General features: G+C 52.4%; 18 protein-coding genes. 12 read left to right on the top strand and 6 right to left on the bottom strand.

The genetic code is table 11. The features are described from left to right. Positions 1-33: 33 nt before the first annotated feature. The 4 genes from HV340_RS08635 to icd form a co-directional block, all read right to left on the bottom strand. A complete protein-coding gene (locus HV340_RS08635) occupies positions 34-279 on the bottom strand; it encodes a YmjA family protein (RefSeq protein ID WP_063925082.1) in 246 nt (81 codons plus the stop codon). A 76-nt stretch (positions 280-355) separates the two neighbouring features. Further along, on the bottom strand, positions 356-706 hold the full coding sequence (locus tag HV340_RS08630) for a DUF1304 domain-containing protein (RefSeq protein WP_020884453.1): 351 nt from the start codon (positions 704-706) through the stop codon (positions 356-358). Between the two features lie 199 nt (positions 707-905). Further along, positions 906-1,952, bottom strand: coding sequence for a glycosyl hydrolase (locus HV340_RS08625; RefSeq protein ID WP_059305426.1), 1,047 nt, complete (start codon positions 1,950-1,952; stop codon positions 906-908). A 587-nt stretch (positions 1,953-2,539) separates the two neighbouring features. Beyond that, positions 2,540-3,790, bottom strand: a complete 1,251-nt coding sequence (gene icd / locus HV340_RS08620) for an NADP-dependent isocitrate dehydrogenase (RefSeq protein WP_014169617.1) — start codon at positions 3,788-3,790, stop codon at positions 2,540-2,542. 117 nt (positions 3,791-3,907) lie between these two features. Between icd and rluE the strand changes: the two genes are divergently transcribed. The 8 genes from rluE to HV340_RS08580 all read left to right on the top strand — a co-directional run bounded on the left by rluE (position 3,908) and on the right by HV340_RS08580 (position 11,715). Further along, positions 3,908-4,561 (top strand): 23S rRNA pseudouridine(2457) synthase RluE, encoded by a 654-nt coding sequence (rluE, locus tag HV340_RS08615; RefSeq protein ID WP_032681233.1) that lies wholly within the window; start codon positions 3,908-3,910, stop codon positions 4,559-4,561. 9 nt (positions 4,562-4,570) lie between these two features. Then, positions 4,571-5,044 (top strand): NUDIX hydrolase, encoded by a 474-nt coding sequence (locus HV340_RS08610; RefSeq protein WP_020884456.1) that lies wholly within the window; start codon positions 4,571-4,573, stop codon positions 5,042-5,044. A 40-nt stretch (positions 5,045-5,084) separates the two neighbouring features. Beyond that, positions 5,085-6,197, top strand: a complete 1,113-nt coding sequence (gene mnmA / locus HV340_RS08605) for a tRNA 2-thiouridine(34) synthase MnmA (RefSeq protein ID WP_059305427.1) — start codon at positions 5,085-5,087, stop codon at positions 6,195-6,197. Positions 6,198-6,224: 27 nt separating this feature from the next. Then, on the top strand, positions 6,225-6,854 hold the full coding sequence (hflD, locus tag HV340_RS08600; protein WP_181216442.1) for a high frequency lysogenization protein HflD: 630 nt from the start codon (positions 6,225-6,227) through the stop codon (positions 6,852-6,854). A 19-nt stretch (positions 6,855-6,873) separates the two neighbouring features. Continuing rightward, entirely contained in the window at positions 6,874-8,244 is a 1,371-nt protein-coding gene (gene purB / locus HV340_RS08595) for an adenylosuccinate lyase (protein ID WP_020884458.1), read from the top strand. Positions 8,245-8,366: 122 nt separating this feature from the next. Beyond that, positions 8,367-9,038, top strand: a complete 672-nt coding sequence (gene phoP, locus HV340_RS08590; protein WP_063925464.1) for a two-component system response regulator PhoP — start codon at positions 8,367-8,369, stop codon at positions 9,036-9,038. Continuing rightward, positions 9,039-10,502 carry a two-component system sensor histidine kinase PhoQ gene (phoQ, locus tag HV340_RS08585; protein ID WP_181216441.1) on the top strand — a complete coding sequence of 488 codons (1,464 nt, stop codon included), beginning with the start codon at positions 9,039-9,041 and terminating at the stop codon, positions 10,500-10,502. A 91-nt stretch (positions 10,503-10,593) separates the two neighbouring features. Then, positions 10,594-11,715, top strand: coding sequence for a cupin domain-containing protein (locus HV340_RS08580; RefSeq protein ID WP_032677894.1), 1,122 nt, complete (start codon positions 10,594-10,596; stop codon positions 11,713-11,715). A 59-nt stretch (positions 11,716-11,774) separates the two neighbouring features. Here the strand turns inward: HV340_RS08580 and pepT are convergent, their stop codons facing one another. Next, positions 11,775-12,998: a peptidase T gene (pepT, locus tag HV340_RS08575; protein ID WP_020884649.1), complete on the bottom strand. Its 1,224-nt coding sequence runs from the start codon at positions 12,996-12,998 to the stop codon at positions 11,775-11,777. Positions 12,999-13,231: 233 nt separating this feature from the next. Here pepT and potA point away from each other — a divergent pair, with 233 nt between their 5' ends. The 4 genes from potA to potD are packed head-to-tail and all read left to right on the top strand — an operon-like array spanning position 13,232 to position 17,043. After that, positions 13,232-14,383, top strand: a complete 1,152-nt coding sequence (gene potA, locus HV340_RS08570; protein WP_171032980.1) for a spermidine/putrescine ABC transporter ATP-binding protein PotA — start codon at positions 13,232-13,234, stop codon at positions 14,381-14,383. Next, complete coding sequence (gene potB / locus HV340_RS08565; protein WP_020884651.1) at positions 14,367-15,224, top strand: spermidine/putrescine ABC transporter permease PotB; 858 nt, start codon at positions 14,367-14,369, stop codon at positions 15,222-15,224. The genes potA and potB overlap by 17 nt, the downstream gene beginning before the upstream one ends. Continuing rightward, entirely contained in the window at positions 15,221-16,012 is a 792-nt protein-coding gene (gene potC, locus HV340_RS08560; protein WP_181216440.1) for a spermidine/putrescine ABC transporter permease PotC, read from the top strand. The genes potB and potC overlap by 4 nt, the downstream gene beginning before the upstream one ends. Further along, on the top strand, positions 16,009-17,043 hold the full coding sequence (gene potD, locus HV340_RS08555; protein WP_014169602.1) for a spermidine/putrescine ABC transporter substrate-binding protein PotD: 1,035 nt from the start codon (positions 16,009-16,011) through the stop codon (positions 17,041-17,043). Before potC ends, potD begins: the two co-directional genes overlap by 4 nt. 47 nt (positions 17,044-17,090) lie before the next feature. Here the strand turns inward: potD and HV340_RS08550 are convergent, their stop codons facing one another. Further along, positions 17,091-18,320: an HDOD domain-containing protein gene (locus HV340_RS08550; RefSeq protein ID WP_025204441.1), complete on the bottom strand. Its 1,230-nt coding sequence runs from the start codon at positions 18,318-18,320 to the stop codon at positions 17,091-17,093. Between the last annotated feature and the right edge of the window lie 186 nt (positions 18,321-18,506).

Genomic DNA, 18,506 nt, shown 5'->3' with positions numbered 1-18,506 from the left:
GCAAAGCATCAGCACAACGGTTTTTGAGGCGGACTATTCATTTCCCCACTGATTGAGGAAGTTCGCAATATCATCAATGCGCGCGCTACGGATGCCGGCTTCACTCGCCATCTCTTGCTGGGCTTCCTCGCTGATCTCTTCATTGTTCGATAAACGGGTGAGCAGCAACTGGAAATAACAGGCAAGAGGATCGCGCTCTGCCTCACTTACCGGCTCCGCGGCTTCCGACGCGTATTCATCGACGATGTCATAATACTTAAGTGGAACTTCATTGTGCATAAACAGTCTCTTCTCTGACCTTTAAGGGTAATGCCTGAGTATATCGGACGGCACTCTTAGACCAAAGCCTTGTTAATCAACGCAACCACAGTGCAATCAATGCAGCCAGCGCCGGTAAAGCCTGAACATAGAGTATTTTTCGGCTGGCGGTCATGGCACCGTAAATGCCCGCAATCAACACGCAGGTCAAAAAGAAGAAGACCACAGGAACACCGCTTTCACCAAGCCACAGTCCCCAGAGCAGTCCCGCTGCCAGAAAACCGTTATACAACCCCTGATTTGCGGCCAGCACACGGGTGTCGCGTGCAAAATCAGGGCTGAGATTAAATGCCTTGTGGCCTGTTTTTGTGTTCCACAGGAACATTTCCAGCACAAGTATGTAGAGATGAATTAATGCAACAATAGCGACAAGGATCGTAGCTAACATCTTGCAGTCTCCCGCAGGCAGAGGAAAAAAACGGGGACCCTCTGGCCCCCGTTCATGTTTAACCCAGAATCTGGATGACATATTCGCGATGATCGCGTCGCCAGACTCTGAACATTTTAGCATCTTCTATAGCGTTAACGATCGGGCCAGCGACTTCAACCATTTTATATGGTGCATCAACGTGACACCGGAACGTACATTAACTCAGAACGCTGCCGTTCCATACCTCTCCGAGATTTATTACCCGGTCATTATTGTATGCACCAGAGGCATTCAGGTTTTTCAGCGGGCTCCAGTCATTGTTCCAGGGGATAAACATGGTTGCTTTAGGGTATTTCTGAAGAATAACACTCACTAAGTTTGCATAATCAAACTGGCCGTTAATTGTTGATGGCCCCACTTCTGCAAAGGCAAACGGCTTATTCAATGCCACCATTTCATCGTAACCGTTTACAGTGGCAGGATTGTCTGTATACAAGTCCAGGCCAGTAATATCAACATACTCTGCGCCAGGGTAATAAGATGTCTTATAATCCCGGTTTGCATCAGGAGAGAAGACCCAGAGTAAATTGTTTAACCCTTTCGTTTTAACGAAATAGTTAAAGATATCCTGATACAGGCGTCGATACAGATCCATACGTACAGTATCGTTTGTATTCTCACCGGTTGCCCCCCACCAGAACCACTCGCCATTCATCTCATGCAAGGGTCGATAAAAGACGGTGACACCTTTCTCATTCAGTTGCTGTAGGCCCTGAGCGACCTTATCAAGCATTGCCAGCCAGCGCCCACGCGACGGTGTTCCAGACTGTAAGATTGCAGAAAATTCATCATTACTCACAGGATGCTTGAGAGCCCCCTTTCCATCACCAGGATTATTCCCCGCAAAACAAGGGTTTGGTAAATGGTGACTGATCGCAACCAGTCCGCCTTTTTTCCAGTGGTCGATCAGATCGGCATTACAACCAAAATCGATCAAACTGGCTTCCTCTCCAGGGGTACAGGCATCCCAGCCACGGGCATAGTCAGCGCTATAAATAGCGGGGAATTTCCCGGTCAGGGTCTGCAGGTCTTTTCCTTGTTGCAGGGAAAAAGCATCGACGCCGCCGATATTGCTATAGCCACCAAAAATACCTGAAATGAGCTTTTTACCCTGTCGTTCGGACAGACCACTCAACCACTGATAAATCATTTTCGCATTATTATCTGCAGACTGATTTGCGGGTACTACAGTAAAAGTACTCATTTGTAGAATATCCTTACGTCTCGATTGGAAAATACATGGCAATGAATGACCATGCGTGTTTGCTACGTACACAATAAAACCGACATTGCCCGGCTTTATTTTTTCGTACAGTTTGTCTGGCGTTTACCACTACCGCGGACAGTGCCAGCGCAGCAATACCGTTTGATTAAACAACTTGCTGCGACAGGGATATTTATATCAGCCGTCTACTTAAAATGATGCTAATTCACGTTGTGCTATCTCCCGTAATACGAGTGATATTCCGCACACCAGAAAGTTATGCTGACAACAGAATTAATGAGGGTTTCACCGTAATCGTCGTACCCGATAAGTTAGATCAGGTATTCATGATCGCGGCACCAGATGAGGCCGTACACCATAACAATGAATTTAGTGAGACGTGGAATTAAGATATTCAAGAAATTTTGGGGTATACATCGCCGAATCAAACGACGAAAGCGCATGATGGCCCGGTAAAACGTGGACGGTAAATGCTATTGAAGGAGGGGTTTTGATAACCGTACGAAATCGAATAATAAAAAACGGGAACCAGTTGGCTCCCGTTCTTGTTTAACCCAGACTCTGGATTACATGTTCGCGATAATCGCGTCGCCAAACTCTGAGCATTTCAGCAGCTTAGCGCCTTCCATCAGACGTTCGAAATCGTAAGTTACGGTTTTCGCGTTGATCGCGCCTTCCATACCTTTAACGATCAGGTCTGCGGCTTCGAACCATTCCATATGACGCAGCATCATTTCTGCAGACAGGATGATAGAACCTGGGTTCACTTTATCCTGGCCGGCATATTTTGGTGCCGTACCGTGGGTCGCTTCGAACAGTGCGCACTCGTCACCGATGTTCGCACCAGGGGCGATACCAATACCGCCAACCTGCGCCGCCAGGGCGTCGGAGATGTAGTCACCGTTCAGGTTCATACAGGCGATAACGTCATATTCAGCAGGACGCAGCAGGATCTGCTGCAGGAACGCATCGGCGATCACATCTTTAATGATGATCTCTTTGCCGGTGTTCGGGTTCTTGATCTTCTGCCATGGACCACCGTCAATCAGCTCACCACCGAACTCTTCCATCGCCAGCTGGTAGCCCCAGTCTTTGAATGCGCCTTCGGTGAACTTCATGATGTTGCCTTTGTGAACCAGCGTCACAGAGTCACGGTCGTTGGTGATCGCGTATTCAATGGCCGCACGCACCAGACGTTTAGTCCCTTCTTCGGAGCAAGGCTTGATACCGATACCGCAATGCTCAGGGAAGCGAATTTTCTTCACGCCCATCTCTTCGCGCAGGAATTTAATCACTTTCTCTGCGTCAGCAGAGTCCGCTTTCCACTCGATGCCCGCGTAAATGTCTTCTGAGTTTTCGCGGAAGATAACCATGTCGGTCAGTTCAGGGTGCTTAACCGGGCTTGGGGTGCCCTGATAGTAACGAACCGGACGCAGACACACGTACAGGTCCAGCTCCTGACGCAGCGCAACGTTCAGGGAACGAATACCGCCACCGACTGGAGTTGTCAGAGGGCCTTTAATAGCAACGCGGTAGTCGCGGATCAGGTCCAGCGTTTCAGCTGGCAGCCAAACGTCCTGGCCATAAACTTGAGTAGATTTTTCACCGGTGTAAATTTCCATCCAGGAAATTTTACGCTCGCCTTTGTAGGCTTTCTCAACAGCGGCATCAACCACTTTCAGCATTGCCGGGGTAACGTCTACACCGATACCGTCACCTTCGATGAACGGGATAATCGGATTGTGAGGAACGTTAATCTTGCCGTTTTGCAGGGTGATCTTTTTACCTTCCGCCGGAACAACTACTTTGCTTTCCATTAACCTCTCCTTCGAGCGCTTCTGGTTGTTACTGATCTTATGTTAATAAATTGTAATGAGCCCTTCGATAGTACCTGATTGTCCGACGCCATGAAAGGTCTTCGTTAATAGGCTATAATGCGGCAATTGATAACGTCTGAAAATACCATGAAGAAAACTTCTTTTACAAAACACCGGGTTGAGCGATTCAGCTCACGACAAGCCGCCAGAAGACCACAAGAATCCCAGCCAAAGCGGGTTATTTTGTTCAATAAACCCTACGATGTTTTGCCGCAGTTTACTGACGAAGCCGGACGCAGCACGCTGAAGGATTACATTCCTGTTCAGGGCGTCTACGCCGCCGGCCGTCTGGACCGGGATAGCGAAGGACTTCTGGTCTTAACCAACGATGGTGCCTTACAGGCCAGGCTCACTCAGCCGGGCAAACGCACGGGAAAGATTTACTTCGTCCAGGTTGAAGGTGAACCGGATGAAGAGACGCTGGCGACATTACGCCGCGGCGTGACGTTAAACGATGGTCCTACCTTGCCTGCAGGTATTGAGCTCGTCAGCGAGCCGGAATGGCTGTGGCCACGCACGCCGCCGATCCGCGAGCGCAAATCCATCCCGACGAGCTGGCTCAAGATCACCCTTTATGAAGGCCGTAATCGCCAGGTTCGTCGGATGACCGCACACGTGGGCTTCCCTACCCTGCGACTTATTCGCTACGCCATGGGCAACTACACCCTGGATTCACTGGCAAACGGTGAATGGCGGGACGTTACCCCTTAAGGAGTCACTATGTTTAAACCGCATGTCACGGTCGCCTGCGTGGTTCACGCGCAAGGTAAGTTTTTGGTCGTAGAAGAGAGTATTAACGGCAAGGCGCTCTGGAACCAGCCAGCCGGGCACCTTGAAGCCAATGAAACCTTACTGCAGGCCGCCAAACGCGAACTGTGGGAAGAGACCGGTATCCACGCGGAGCCGCAGCACTTCATCCGTATGCACCAGTGGATTGCCCCTGATCACACCCCGTTCCTGCGCTTTTTATTTGCCGTCGAGCTTAGCGAAACGTGCGCCACAGAGCCGCAGGACGATGATATCGATCGCTGCCTGTGGGTCACTGCCGAAGAGATCCTAAATGCGCCAAACCTGCGCTCGCCGCTGGTTGCCGAGAGTATCCGCTGCTGGCAGTCTGCTGGTCGCCTGCCGCTTGAGGTGATTGGAGAATTTAACTGGCCGTTTACAGAGGGTGCCAATGGTGGGGGGGCGTGATAGAATACGCCGCCTTGAAGTTCAATGTCGTGAGTATTCCATGTCAGATAACAGCCAGAAAAAAGTGATCGTCGGCATGTCCGGCGGTGTCGATTCCTCCGTTTCCGCCTACCTGTTGCAACAACAGGGCTATAAGGTGGAGGGCCTGTTCATGAAGAACTGGGAGGAAGATGATGGCGAGGAATATTGCACTGCTGCTGCGGATCTCGCCGATGCGCTGGCGGTGTGCGATAAGCTGGGCATTGAACTGCACACCGTTAACTTTGCCGCAGAATACTGGGACAACGTCTTCGAGCTTTTCCTGGAAGAGTACAAAGCCGGTCGTACCCCGAACCCGGACATTCTGTGCAACAAAGAGATCAAATTTAAAGCCTTCCTGGAATTCGCCGCAGAAGATCTGGGCGCAGACTATATTGCGACCGGGCACTACGTGCGTCGTGCCGATGTGAATGGCAAAAGCCAGCTGCTGCGCGGTCTGGATGGCAACAAAGATCAGAGCTACTTCCTTTATACACTCAGCCACGAACAGATTGCGCAAAGCCTGTTCCCGGTAGGCGAGCTTGAAAAGCCGCAGGTGCGTAAAATCGCCGAAGAGCTGGATCTGATCACCGCGAAGAAAAAAGATTCTACCGGTATCTGTTTTATCGGCGAGCGTAAATTCCGCGATTTCCTTGGTCGTTACCTGCCGGCACAGCCGGGCAAAATCGTTACCGTCGACGGTGATGAGATTGGTCAACATCAGGGGCTGATGTACCACACGCTGGGCCAGCGTAAAGGGCTGGGTATTGGCGGCACCAAAGAAGGCAGCGAAGATCCGTGGTACGTCGTAGATAAAGATGTCGAAAACAATATTCTGGTTGTTGCTCAGGGCCACGACCATCCGCGTCTGATGTCCGTCGGCCTCATCGCACAACAGCTGCACTGGGTCGATCGTGAGCCGCTGAAGGGTACGCTGCGCTGCACGGTAAAAACACGCTATCGCCAGACCGATATCCCTTGTACCGTCACCGCGCTGGATGATGAACGCATTGATGTGCGTTTCGACGAGCCGGTTGCGGCGGTCACCCCAGGCCAGTCCGCCGTATTCTACAGCGGCGAAATCTGTCTGGGCGGCGGGATCATTGAACAGCGCCTGCCGCTGCCGGCCGTTTAACACGATTGCACACATAAAGGAGAACGTGTGGCGAAGAACTATTATGACATCACCCTGGCACTGGCTGGAATTTGCCAGTCTGCCCGTCTGGTGCAACAGCTGGCGCATCAGGGTCATTGCGATGCTGACGCGCTGCACGTTTCACTCAACAGCGTTATCGACCTCAACCCCGGTTCGACTCTGGGTGTCTTCGGTGGGAGTGAAACCAATCTTCGTCTCGGTCTTGAAACTTTGCTTGGCGTGCTTAACGCCAGTAGCCGTCAGGGGTTGAACGCGGAGCTGACCCGCTACACGTTAAGCCTGATGGTACTGGAGCGTAAGCTCAGTGCGGCCAAAGGCGCGCTTGATACGCTCGGTGACCGCATTGCCGGGCTGCAGCGCCAGCTCGACCATTTTGATCTGCAGTCCGAAACGCTGCTCAGTGCCATGGCCGGCATTTATGTTGGCGTCATCAGCCCGCTGGGCCCACGTATTCAGGTCACCGGCTCTCCTGCCGTGCTGCAAAGCCCGCAGGTTCAGGCAAAAGTCCGCGCCTCCCTGCTGGCGGGTATTCGTGCCGCCGTGCTGTGGCATCAGGTTGGCGGTGGCCGCCTGCAGTTAATGTTTTCTCGTAATCGCCTGACGACTCAGGCAAAACAAATTCTTGCTCATTGTTAACCTCCCGGAGTTGCGAATTATGGAATTATCCTCACTGACCGCCGTATCCCCTGTAGATGGACGCTACGGCGATAAAGTCAGCGCGCTGCGCGGGATCTTCAGCGAATATGGTTTGCTGAAGTTCCGTGTTCAGGTTGAAGTACGCTGGCTGCAAAAGCTGGCCGCCCAGGCAGCAATCAAGGAAGTTCCTGCTTTTGACGCCCAGGCAAACGATTACCTCGATAAAATCGTTGCTGACTTCAACGAAGAAGATGCTGCGCGCATTAAAACTATTGAGCGCACCACCAACCATGACGTAAAAGCGGTTGAGTATTTCCTTAAAGAGAAAGTGGCAAGCGTGCCTGCGCTGCATGCCGTGTCTGAATTCATTCACTTCGCCTGCACCTCAGAAGACATTAACAACCTGTCTCATGCACTGATGCTCTCCACCGCACGTAAAGACGTGGTGCTGCCTTACTGGCGTAAAATCATCGACGCGGTAAAAGCACTGTCTGTCGAATATCGTGATATTCCGCTGCTGTCCCGTACCCACGGTCAGCCGGCCACTCCCTCCACGATGGGTAAAGAGATGGCAAACGTGGCGTACCGTATGGAACGTCAGTATCGTCAGCTGGAGCAGGTCGAGATTCTGGGTAAAATCAACGGTGCGGTAGGTAACTACAACGCCCACATCGCCGCCTACCCGGAAGTGGACTGGCATCAGTTCAGCGAAGCGTTCGTGACCTCTCTGGGCATTCAGTGGAACCCATACACCACCCAGATTGAGCCGCACGACTATATCGCGGAACTGTTTGACTGTATCGCTCGCTTCAACACCATTCTGATCGATTTCGATCGTGACGTGTGGGGTTACATCGCGCTGAACCACTTCAAACAGAAGACCATCGCCGGTGAAATTGGCTCCTCAACCATGCCGCACAAAGTCAACCCAATCGACTTCGAAAACTCCGAAGGCAACCTGGGTCTGGCGAATGCGGTGCTGCAGCACATGGCGAGCAAACTGCCGGTTTCCCGCTGGCAGCGCGACCTGACTGACTCCACCGTGCTGCGTAACCTGGGCGTGGGTATCGGCTACGCGCTGATCGCGTATCAGTCCACCCTGAAAGGTGTAAGCAAACTGGAAGTGAACCGCGACCGTCTGCTGGACGAGCTGGATCACAACTGGGAAGTGCTGGCAGAGCCCATTCAGACCGTCATGCGTCGTTATGGCATTGAAAAACCGTACGAGAAACTGAAAGAGCTGACGCGCGGCAAACGCGTAGACGCCGAAGGCATGAAACAGTTTATCGACAGTCTGGAACTGCCAGAAGACGAGAAAACCCGCCTGAAAGCGATGACCCCGGCAAACTATATCGGCCGTGCCATCACCATGGTTGACGAGCTGAAGTAACCTCCCTTCCCCCTTTCCGCCTGGAAAGGGGGCTGCTTTTCCCCGGTTTACTTAATGTTTATCCCCACAACAACATAATCAGCGTTAAACTATTCATACCATTCATATAGGGAGAAAAGATGATGCGCGTACTGGTTGTTGAGGATAACGCATTGCTACGCCATCACCTGAAGGTTCAGCTTCAGGAGATGGGACATCAGGTGGACGATGCCGAAGATGCAAAAGAAGCCGATTATTATCTCAATGAGCACCTGCCGGACATCGCCATCGTCGATCTCGGATTGCCTGATGAAGACGGTTTGTCGTTGATTCGTCGCTGGCGCAGCCATGATGTCTCCCTTCCGGTTCTGGTGTTGACCGCACGTGAAGGCTGGCAGGACAAGGTTGAAGTGCTCAGCGCGGGCGCGGATGATTACGTCACCAAGCCGTTTCACATCGAAGAAGTGGCGGCACGCATGCAGGCACTGCTACGCCGCAACAGCGGCCTGGCCTCCCAGGTGATTTCGATTCCCCCTTTCCAGGTTGATCTCTCCCGTCGTGAATTCTCGATCAATAATGAAGTCATTAAGCTGACCGCGTTTGAATACACCATCATGGAAACGTTAATCCGCAACAGCGGCAAAGTGGTGAGCAAAGATTCCTTAATGCTTCAGCTTTATCCGGATGCCGAGCTGCGTGAGAGCCACACGATTGATGTGTTGATGGGACGTCTGCGCAAGAAAATTCAGGCGGAGTACCCGCTGGACGTGATCACGACCGTCCGTGGTCAGGGTTATCTGTTCGAAATACGCTAAATGAAAGGGATCTTGCGTCATATTCTGCCCCTCTCGCTGCGGGTTCGCTTTTTACTGGCAACAGCCGCCGTCGTGCTGGTGTTATCCCTCTCCTACGGCATGGTGGCTCTGGTGGGCTACAGCGTCAGTTTTGATAAAACAACTTTTCGACTGTTGCGTGGTGAAAGCAACCTGTTTTATACCCTGGCGAAATGGGAAAACAACACGATCACCGTCGAAATGCCGGAAAACCTTAACCAGCAAAGCCCGACCCTGGCCCTGATTTATAACGAAAAGGGAAAACTACTTTGGGCACAACGCGATATCCCATGGCTGGTTAAAAGTATTCGTCCGGAATGGCTTAAGACCAATGGTTTCCACGAACTTGAAGCCGATCTGAACACCACCAGCTCGCTGCTGCGCGAGGACCGCTCCCTGCAGCAAAAGCTGAATGAGATCCGCGCAGACGATGCCGAAACAGAAATGACGCTCTCCGTGGCGATTAACCTCTACCCGGCCACGATGAACATGCCGCAGTTAACCATCGTGGTAGTCGATACCATCCCGGTCGAACTTAAACGTTCTTATATGGTATGGAACTGGTTCGTCTATGTTCTGGCCGCGAATCTGCTGCTGGTGATCCCGCTGCTGTGGCTCGCCGCGTGGTGGAGTTTACGCCCCATCGAATCGCTGGCGAGAGAGGTGCGCGAGCTGGAAGAACATCATCGTGAGAAGCTCAACCCGGAGACTACCCGCGAGCTGACAAGCCTGGTGCGTAACCTCAACCGTCTGCTGAAAAGCGAACGTGAGCGCTATGATAAATACCGCACCACCCTCACCGACCTCACGCATAGCCTGAAAACGCCGCTGGCGGTGATGCAAAGTACCCTGCGTTCGATGCGCAGCTCAAAGCTGAGCGTTGATGACGCCGAGCCGGTGATGCTGGAACAGATCAGCCGTATTTCTCAGCAAATTGGTTACTATCTGCACCGTGCCAGCATGCGTTCCGGCAGCGCGTTATTGAGCCGCGAACTGCATCCTGTGGCACCGCTTCTGGATAACCTCACCTCCGCGCTTAACAAGGTTTACCAGCGCAAAGGGGTCAATATCAGCCTCGATATCTCTCCCGAAATCAGCTTTGTTGGTGAAAAAAATGATTTCATGGAAGTGATGGGCAATCTGCTGGATAACGCCTGTAAATATTGCCTGGAATTCGTGGAAGTTTCCGCGCGTCAGACGGATAACGAATTGCATATTATCGTTGAGGATGATGGCCCGGGGATCCCGCGCAATAAACGTGATGTGGTATTCGACCGCGGTCAGCGTGCGGATACGTTGCGCCCCGGCCAGGGGGTTGGGTTAGCGGTGGCACGCGAAATCGTCGACCAGTACGACGGAAAAATTGAAACCGAAGACAGTTTACTCGGAGGCGCCAGAATGGAGGTCATTTTCGGTCGCCAGCAGCCCACATCGAACGATAGTTAACCCGTTATGTGAAAAATGCGAGGATCTCGCACCCAGGCTCCTGTGCTTCCGTTATAATCCGAGTCAGTAAGAGCCTGCGGAATAAAAAAATATGGATTATCACTTAACACTTAACTGGCCCGAATTTATTGAACGTTACTGGCAGAAACGCCCGGTCGTTCTTAAACGCGGGTTCAGCAATTTTGTCGATCCCCTCTCCCCTGACGAACTGGCCGGCCTGGCCATGGAGAGCGAAGTCGACAGCCGCCTGGTAAGCCACCAGGACGGGAAATGGCAGGTCAGCCACGGTCCTTTCGAAAGCTACGATCACCTCGGTGAAAACAACTGGTCATTACTGGTTCAGGCGGTTAACCACTGGCATGAACCGACTGCGGCGTTAATGCGTCCGTTCCGCGCCCTGCCCGACTGGCGAATGGACGATCTGATGATCTCCTTCTCCGTGCCAGGAGGGGGCGTTGGTCCGCATCTGGACCAGTACGACGTATTCATCATTCAGGGTACAGGCCGCCGCCGCTGGCGCGTGGGCGACAAAGTGCCGATGAAACAGCACTGCCCGCATCCGGACCTGCTTCAGGTCGATCCGTTTGAAGGGATTATCGATGAAGAGCTGGAGCCGGGTGATATTCTCTATATCCCACCTGGGTTCCCGCACGAAGGGTATTCGCTGGAAAACTCGCTGAACTACTCCGTCGGATTCCGCGCACCAAGCGGTCGCGAAATGATCAGCGGCTTTGCTGACTACGTGCTGCAGCGTGAACTGGGCAGCCATCGTTACAGCGATCCGGATGTGCCTGCACGCGAGCACCCTGCTGATATTGTGCCAGCCGAACTGGACAAGCTTCGCGGCATGATGCTGGATTTGATCAATGAACCGGCGCATTTCAGCCAGTGGTTTGGTGAGTTTATCAGCCAGTCACGCCATGAGCTGGATGTGGCACCGCCAGAGCCGCCATACCAGGCCGACGAGATTTATGACGCACTGCAGCAGGGCGACAAACTGGTTCGTCTGGGCGGGTTGCGCGTACTGCGCATCGGTGAAGATGTTTTCGTTAACGGCGAGAAGCTGGACTCCCCTCACCGTCCGGCGCTGGAGGCTATTGCCAGCCACCTGACCTTAACGGCTGATACCTTTGGCGATGCGCTGGAAGATCCCTCTTTCCTCGCGATGCTCGCCGCGCTGGTGAATAGCGGGTACTGGTTCTTTGAGGACTAAACCGTAAAGAAAAGCGTGCCGGGTGGCGGCTTCGCCTGACCCGGCCTTTTTTTTCGTCATTACCGCGCCGCGGTCAGTTCCGCAATTCGCACAATCACCTTCACCGCTTTTTCCATTCCTTCCAGCGTCACGAACTCGTGCTTACCGTGATAGTTGTAGCCACCGGTAAACAGATTCGGGCAAGGCAGCCCCATGAACGACAGCTGCGAACCGTCTGTGCCGCCACGAATCGGTTTTAACAACGGTTCAATATCACAGTCACGCATTGCCTGTTGCGCGATATCGAGGATATGCGGATGCGCCATCACTTTCTCGCGCATATTGTAGTAGCTGTCTTCGATAATCAGCTCGATATAGCAATCCGGATGCAGGCCCTTACCAACTTTTTTGGCTATCTCCATCATCTTACGTTTACGCGCTTCAAAAGCTTTACGGTCAAAGTCGCGAATGATGTAGTGCATCTGCGCACTGTCTACGGTGCCCTTAATGCTGGTCAGGTGATAAAAACCTTCATAACCATCGGTCTGTTCCGGGCTCTCTTCTGGCGGAACTTCCGCATGAATACGCGACGCCAGCGACAACGCATTCACCATGACCCCTTTGGCGGAGCCAGGATGAACGTTGTTTCCGACGATTTTGATTGTCACGGACGCGGCGTTGAAATTCTCGAACTCCAGTTCCCCTACGCCGCCACCGTCGACGGTATAGGCCCACTTCGCGTTAAAGGCATCTACGTCGAAGTGTTTTGCCCCCTTGCCGACCTCTTCATCCGGCGTAAAGGCGACACGGATATCCCCGTGCGGGATATTTTTCTCTTTCAGCACCGCCAGCGCCGTCATGATCTCGGCAATCCCCGCTTTGTCATCGGCACCCAGCAGCGTTTTGCCGTCGGTGGTGATGAGCGTCTGACCGAGCAGCTGGTGCAGCACCGGGAACATCACCGGCGACAGTACTTCGTCACCAATCCCCAGCGCAATGTCGCCGCCGCGGTAGTTTTCAACAATCTGCGGGTTCACATGTTTACCGCTAAAATCCGGAGAGGTGTCGACATGGGAGATAAAGCCAATCGCCGGGATATCACCGGAGACATTCGCAGGCAGCGTTCCCATCACAGTGCCTTTCTCGCTTAACGTGACGTTAACCAGCCCCATGGCGTCGAGCTGCTCTTTGAGCAGGTTTAATAACTTCCACTGGCCTTCGGTGCTTGGCACCTGGCGGACACCCGGTTTAGATTGGGTATCCAGCGAAACGTACTGTAAAAAACGCTCAAGTAATTTATCCATGCAGTCACCCTCACTTTTTGTGACAACATTATCAATAAGCATCAAAAGGCAAATATTGCGTCAGGTCACTTTTATCCCGCAAACGAGAATATTTTCCGTTTATATCGTATCCGTTAGTAAATGTAGCTTATGAATCAGTGACAAGGATTGGCGATTACAGTGGTTTGCCGTAGAATGTCCGCCCTCATTACGAGTCACCAAGGTGGTTACACACAAACCCCGCTTCGGTCTGCATCCCGGAGCGTCTATATGGGACAGCGCAAAAATTGAATACACAATCCCGTTCACGTTCACCGCTGGTGCAACTGGAACGAATTCGTAAAAGTTTTGATGGTAAAGATGTTATTTCCGGGCTCAACCTGACCATCAATGACGGTGAGTTCCTCACGCTGCTTGGCCCCTCTGGCTGCGGCAAGACAACCGTACTGCGCCTTATCGCCGGACTGGAAAACGTCGATAGCGGTCACATCCACCTTGAAAACCAGGATATCACCCAGGTTCCCGCCGAAGAGCGGCACGTGAATACCGTCTTTCAGAGCTATGCCCTGTTTCCGCACATGACCGTGTTCGAGAACGTCGCATTTGGCCTGCGGATGCAAAAAACGCCGGCCAGCGAGATCCCTGCTCGCGTTACCGACGCGCTGCGCATGGTGCAACTGGAAGAATTTGCCCAGCGTAAGCCACACCAGCTTTCCGGCGGCCAGCAGCAGCGCGTTGCTATCGCCCGCGCTGTGGTCAATAAACCGCGTCTGCTCCTGCTGGATGAGTCACTTTCCGCGCTGGACTACAAACTGCGCAAGCAGATGCAGAACGAGCTTAAAGCCCTGCAGCGCAAGCTCGGCATTACCTTTGTCTTCGTTACCCACGATCAGGAAGAGGCACTCACCATGTCGGACCGTATCGTGGTGATGCGTGACGGCAAAATCGAGCAGGACGGCACGCCACGTGAAATCTATGAAGAGCCGAAAAACCTGTTCGTGGCCAGCTTCATTGGGGAGATCAACATTTTCAACGCCACGGTGATTGAACGCCTGGACGAACAGCGCGTGCGGGCCAACGTAGAAGGCCGCGAGTGCAATATCACCGTGAATTTCGCCGTCGAAAAAGGGCAAAAGCTTAACGTCCTGCTGCGCCCGGAGGATCTGCGCGTTGAAGAGATCCACGGCAATACTGATGCCGAGGGCCTGATTGGCTATATCCGGGAGCGCAACTATAAAGGGATGACGCTGGAGTCTGTCGTCGAACTGGAAAACGGTAAGATGGTGATGGTCAGCGAGTTCTTTAATGAGGACGACCCTGATTTCGACCACTCCCTCGACCAGAAAATGGTTATCAACTGGGTAGAAAGCTGGGAGGTTGTACTGGCTGATGAAGAACACAAGTAAATTCCAGAATGTGGTGATTGCTACTATCGTCGGTTGGCTTGTGTTGTTTGTCTTCTTACCCAACCTGATGATCATCGCCACCAGCTTCCTGACCCGCGACGATACTGACTTCGTAAAGCTGGTCTTTACGCTGGACAACTACTCGCGTCTGCTCGATCCGCTCTATTTTGACGTGCTGTTGCACTCGCTTAATATGGCGCTGATCGCCACCGTTGCCTGCCTGGTGCTGGGTTATCCCTTTGCATGGTTTCTGGCACGTCTGCCGCAAAAAGTGCGTCCACTGCTGCTCTTTTTGCTGATCGTGCCTTTCTGGACCAACTCCCTGATCCGCATCTACGGGCTGAAAATTTTCCTCAGCACCAAAGGCTATCTGAACGAGTTCCTGTTGTGGCTGGGCGTGATTGATACGCCAGTGCGCATCATGTTTACGCCGGGTGCGGTCATTGTGGGTCTGGTCTACATCCTGCTGCCCTTTATGGTGATGCCGCTCTACTCCAGCATTGAGAAGCTGGATAAACCGCTGCTGGAAGCTGCGAGAGACCTGGGCGCCAGCAAACTGCAGACCTTTATCCGGATTATCATTCCGTTGACCATGCCTGGCATCATTGCAGGTTGTCTGCTGGTAATGCTGCCGGCAATGGGCTTGTTCTACGTGTCCGACCTGATGGGTGGCGCGAAAAACCTGCTTATCGGCAACGTGATTAAGAGTCAGTTCCTGAACATTCGCGACTGGCCGTTCGGTTCCGCCACCAGCATTACGCTCACGGTGGTAATGGGCCTGATGCTGTTGATCTACTGGCGTGCTTCACGATTACTGAATAAAAAGGTGGAACTCGAATGATCGGTCGACTGCTTCGCGGCGGTTTTATGACCGCCATCTATGCCTATCTTTATATTCCGATCATTATTTTGATCGTGAACTCGTTTAACAGCGCGCGTTTCGGTATCAACTGGCAAGGTTTCACTACCAACTGGTACAGCCTGCTGATGAACAACGACAGTCTGCTGCAGGCTGCTCAGCACTCCCTGACGATGGCGATTTTCTCCGCCACCTTCGCCACGCTGATTGGTTCGCTTACCGCCGTGGCGCTCTATCGCTATCGCTTCCGGGGTAAACCGTTCGTCAGCGGGATGCTGTTTGTGGTGATGATGTCGCCGGATATCGTCATGGCGATTTCGCTGCTGGTGCTGTTTATGCTGCTGGGCGTCCAGTTGGGCTTCTGGTCACTGCTGTTCTCCCACATCACTTTCTGCCTGCCGTTTGTGGTGGTCACCGTCTTCGCACGCCTGAAAGGGTTTGACGTACGCATGCTGGAAGCCGCAAAAGATCTGGGTGCCAGTGAGATGACGATCCTGCGCAAAATCATCCTGCCGCTGGCGATGCCCGCCGTTGCTGCCGGATGGCTGCTGAGTTTTACCCTGTCGATGGACGATGTGGTGGTCTCCTCCTTCGTCACCGGCCCGAGTTATGAAATTCTGCCATTGAAGATCTATTCAATGGTGAAAGTCGGCGTCTCGCCCGAGGTGAACGCGCTGGCGACCATACTGTTAGTGTTCTCGCTGGTGCTGGTGATTGCCAGCCAGGTTATTGCTCGTGATAAAACAAAATCTCAGGGGACAATGAAATGAAAAAAATGCTTGCCGCTGCGGCACTGGTGCTCGGAATGGGTGCCGCGCACGCTGATGACAGCAAAACGCTCTATTTCTATAACTGGACCGAGTATGTGCCACCTGGCCTGCTCGAGCAGTTCACGAAAGAGACGGGCATCAAGGTTATCTATTCTACCTATGAGTCGAATGAAACCATGTACGCCAAGCTCAAAACTTACAAAGAAGGCGCGTACGATCTGGTCGTCCCGTCGACCTATTTCGTCGATAAAATGCGCAAAGAGGGCATGATTCAGAAGATCGATAAAACGAAGCTCACTCACTTCAACAATCTCGATCCGGAGATGCTCAATAAGCCGTTTGACCCGAATAATGACTACTCCATTCCTTACATCTGGGGCGCAACCGCCATTGGTGTCAACAGCGAGGCTATCGATCCGAAAACCGTTACAAGCTGGGCCGATCTGTGGAAACCGGAATACAAAGGCAGCCTGCTGTTAACCGACGACGCGCGCGAAGTGTTCCAGGTAGCGCTGCGTAAGCTCGGCTACTCAGGCAATACGACGGACCCGAAAGAGATTGAAGCGGCCTATAACGAGCTGAAAAAGCTGATGCCTAACGTGGCGGCATTCAACTCTGATAACCCGGCAAACCCCTATATGGAAGGCGAAGTGAATCTGGGCATGGTGTGGAACGGCTCCGCGTATGTTGCCCGTCAGGCCGGTACGCCGCTGGAGGTAGTGTGGCCGAAAGAAGGCGGGATCTTCTGGATGGATAGCCTCTCTATTCCTGCAAACGCGAAGAACGTTGACGGTGCCCTGAAGCTGATTAACTTCCTGCTGCGCCCGGACGTCGCGAAACAGGTTGCGGAGACCATTGGTTATCCCACCCCGAACCTCGCCGCGCGCAAGCTGCTCAGCCCGGCCGTCGCGAACGACAAATCGCTCTATCCGGATGCGCAAACCATCAGTAAAGGCGAGTGGCAAAACGATGTCGGTGACGCAAGCCGCATCTATGAAGAGTATTACCAGAAATTAAAAGCGGGCCGTTAAGCGGCCAGGCTTTCTTCCTCACTCCGTCTTAGCGGAGTGAGGAACGATTAACTGACGGCGTTCTCACCGGCCCAGATCGTGGCCTTCCTCATCGCCTCTACGATGTCTTCCTCTGCCAGCCCCAGCGCGTGACTTATTCTGCTTGCCTCATCCCACTGCTGTTGCTCGTAGTAATGGCAGAGGCGTACCATGTCCGCTAACTGCCCTTCCTGATGACACAACGCATTACTCACGCTCTGCGGGACAGCAATTTGCGTCATCAGCTCTGCCATCGGCAGCTCAAGCAGGGTATCAAGCAGTGAGAACAGACCGCACATGAACGCATTCTCAGCCAGCATCGGCTCGTTCAGCTTTTCGGCAAGCAGTTCACAGAATTTCCCGCGCATCATACTCATCGGGTAAAGCTCGGTGACGGTGTCGTTGGCTGCACTTGCCAGCACTACAACGGCCACAAACCTTCTGAGCTGATTTTCCCCGAGATACCTCAGCACTTCACTCAGCGTTAACTTGCTGAAATTACAGGCCCCCATGTGTTTAAAAGCGGTGTGCTTCATATAGCGCATGATTTTATAGGACAGCGTGAGGTCGCTTTTGATTAACGACTCGATGATCCGAAAGTCAGGTTTATTGCGCCCTACTTCCATTTGCAGACGGAAAATTGCAAGCTGATTTTGCGATAGCCGTTTATATTTAATCACCTCCGGACGACAGAAAAAATATCCCTGAAAAAGAGAAAATCCGGCATCGCTGTATTGTTTGAATTCCTCTTTAGTCTCAATTTTTTCAGCCAGATATTTAATATGCCCGGTCAGGCGTTTACGCTCACTCAGGTAATTTTTAATTTGCGCTAAGGTGTAATTCTGGACATCGAATTTGATGATGGAAATATAGGGCAAAAAAACATCCCATTCCGGTGCGAGAGTGAAATCATCGAGCGCAAAGCAGTACCCGTGCTCATACATTTCTCTCACGGCCTGCAAAAGCGCCTCACCCGGGTCAGCATCTTCAAGGATCTCAATGACCACGTTGTTTTTGTCCAGCGCCTCAGCGCTGCGGTCGATGATCATCCGGGAAGGAAAATTGATAAACGACGTATGTTCCCCGGCGATGCGCTGGGACGGCACGGATAAGAACTGGTCTGATATCATTCTGGACGTGGCATATTCCGCCGACACATCGGGGAAACGGTTGGTCATTCCGTCTCTGAAAAGCAGCTCATAGGCCACGGTATTCATATCGAGGTTAAAAATGGGTTGTCTCGCGATAAATCCATACATATCCCATCCTCCTGAACGTCTTTATATTTATTAGCATCCCATATCTGCACAACGATAACGAGCATTATCGAACACTAATTTGATTGAATGCACAAAATAAAAGCATCCACACTAATTAACGGGAATTAGCGATCAAAAATTTAAATTAAATATACCCGGTGCTCTACAGAAACATGGCGAAATATC

Source organism: Enterobacter sp. RHBSTW-00975 (assembly GCF_013615235.1).
In the GTDB taxonomy this organism is placed as follows: Bacteria; Pseudomonadota; Gammaproteobacteria; order Enterobacterales; family Enterobacteriaceae; genus Enterobacter; species Enterobacter ludwigii.
This window is presented reverse-complemented; position numbering and strand designations above follow the sequence as displayed.